The organism is Kocuria sp. NPDC057446, assembly GCF_042802875.1.
Taxonomy (GTDB): domain Bacteria; phylum Actinomycetota; class Actinomycetes; order Actinomycetales; family Micrococcaceae; genus Kocuria.
Window position 1 is genome coordinate 1 of sequence record NZ_JBHVDI010000293.1, and the last position, 1,359, is coordinate 1,359.

At 72.0% G+C, this 1,359-nt stretch carries 1 protein-coding gene; it reads left to right on the forward strand.

What is annotated here, in order from left to right; genetic code table 11:
• Positions 1 to 82 precede the first annotated feature (82 nt).
• Positions 83 to 1,291, forward strand: a complete 1,209-nt coding sequence (locus ACFU0Y_RS18175) for a peptidoglycan-binding protein (RefSeq protein WP_380216373.1) — start codon at positions 83 to 85, stop codon at positions 1,289 to 1,291.
• Positions 1,292 to 1,359 lie beyond the last annotated feature (68 nt).

The following is a 1,359-nucleotide window of genomic DNA, read 5'->3' on the forward strand; positions in this document are numbered from 1 at the left end:
CGTCCGCCCCTCCCCCGCCGGGGAGGGGCGGACGAGCCGCTGTCCTGGCACCCTGCCGACCCTTCCGACCCGTGGGACACCCGTGAACAACGACGACACCGAACCGATGCTGCGCCGGACGATGACGAGCCGGCGGGTGGTGAGCCTGCGGGAGCGTCTGCTCCGGGCCGGCGTCACCGTGGCCTATCTCGCGCCGCAGGACGTCAACAACCCCTCCTACTTCGACGACCACGTCGACGCCGCCGTGCGCGCCTTCCAGCAGGAGCGCGGGCTCATCGTCGACGGCCTGGTGGGGCCGGAGACCGACCGCTGCCTCAACGAGGCGCAGTACGCCCTCGGCGACCGCCCGCTCTATGCCGACGAGAACCGTCCGCTGCGGGGCGACGACGTCACCATGCTGCAGCACAACCTCTCCCGGTTGGGTTTCTACTACGGCCACCTCAACGGGGTGTTCGGCAGCAGCACCCACCACGCGGTCACGGAGCTCCAGCAGAGCCTGGGTCTCGACGCCACCGGGGTGGTGGACCGCGAGACCATCGCCGCCCTCGCCCGGATCAACAAGAACATCACGTCCTCCAAGGCCTTCTCGCTGCGCGAGTACCACCGCCTGGAGCGCGCCACCTCCGCCCTGCGCGGCCGGTCCGTGGTGCTCGTGCCGTCCGGCGCCGCCGGCCAGCAGCCGCCCGCGGCGGCCGCACCGGACTTCCGGGACCGCGCCGACGAGGTGACCCGCGACGTCGCCCTCCGCGCCTTCGAGCTGCTGCACGAGATCGGCGCGGATCCCGTGGTCGTCTCCCCCGGCGCCTCGCTCCAGGACCGCCTCGGCCGGCCCGTGCAGACCGCGGCCTCCGCCCAGGAGGTCGTCGCCGACGGCCGGACGGACACCGTGGTGGTCACCCTGCACTGCGACTGGAACTCCTCCCCCGCCGCAGGAGGAATGGCCGCGTACTACTGGGGCGAGCAGGACCGCTCCGAGATCTACTCCCCCATCGGTGAACGGGCCGCGGTGCTCGTGCTCAAGGAGATGGTCGCCCGCACCGGTGCGCTGGACCTCGGCACCCACGCCCGGCAGTGGGACCTGCTGCGCGCCCACGACGCACCGACCATCTGGCTCGACCTCGGCTACCTCTCCAGCCCGGTGGACCGGGCCGCCCTGGCCGACGCCGAGCACCGGAACCACCTGGCGGAGGCGGTCGTCTTCGGGCTCCAGCGGATGTTCCTGCTCGCCGAGGACGACGTCCCGACAGGAACCATGAGCGTCGACGACGTCGCGGAGTACAACGGCCGCTGAAGCCGGTCTCTGCCGTCAGGGGATCTCGAGTCGACGACGCCCCGATGTTCCACGTGGAACATCGGGGC